This is a genomic window from Clostridium sp. MCC344, assembly GCF_018785365.1.
In the GTDB taxonomy this organism is placed as follows: Bacteria; Bacillota; Clostridia; order Lachnospirales; family Lachnospiraceae; genus Pilosibacter.
In genome coordinates this window covers 1-555 of sequence record NZ_WQPQ01000110.1, presented here as the reverse complement: position 1 = coordinate 555, position 555 = coordinate 1, and the positions used below count along the sequence as shown (strand labels likewise).

At 55.7% G+C, this 555-nt stretch carries 1 protein-coding gene; it reads left to right on the top strand.

The window, feature by feature from the left end; all coding sequences use genetic code 11:
• The coding region (locus tag GPK90_RS17985; RefSeq protein WP_252197602.1) for a DUF4366 domain-containing protein at window positions 1–539 on the top strand (539 nt) is incomplete at its 5' end.
• Window positions 540–555: the final 16 nt, after the last annotated feature.

Here is a 555-nt window from a genome sequence, read left to right as displayed (position 1 = left end):
CAGCTCCCGCCCCGGCGGAAACCGAAGCGGAGCCGGAAACACAGAACCCCTTTACCCCGGACGGGACGGGAACCGTGGTGAACAACGCCACCGACGAGGACGGTAAAGAGTTTTACATCATTACCACAGCAGACGAGAGCGTGTTTTATCTGGTGATCGACAAACAGAAAACCAGCGAGAACGTCTATTTCCTCAATACCGTTACCACAGACGACCTTCTTCCTCTTGCCGAACAGGGTAAGGAACCGCCCAAAGAAGTGACCCCGGAGCCAGAGCCAAAGCCCACCGAACCTGTGGAGGAAGTACCGGAACCCGAGCCGGAGAAAAAGGACAGCCCCCTTCTCTCTCTGCTCCTGATCGGTGCGGTGGTGCTGGCCGGCGGTGGGATTGGTTACTATTTCAAGATTTACAAGCCGAAGCATGAGGCCCCGGATTTGGAAGATGATTACTGCGAATATGAGGACGGGGAGCTGGGGGAGATCGCAGAGGAACCCGAGGACGAAGATACCCCGCCGTGGGAGGAAGATACGGAGGAATGAGAATGAATTTTACAAG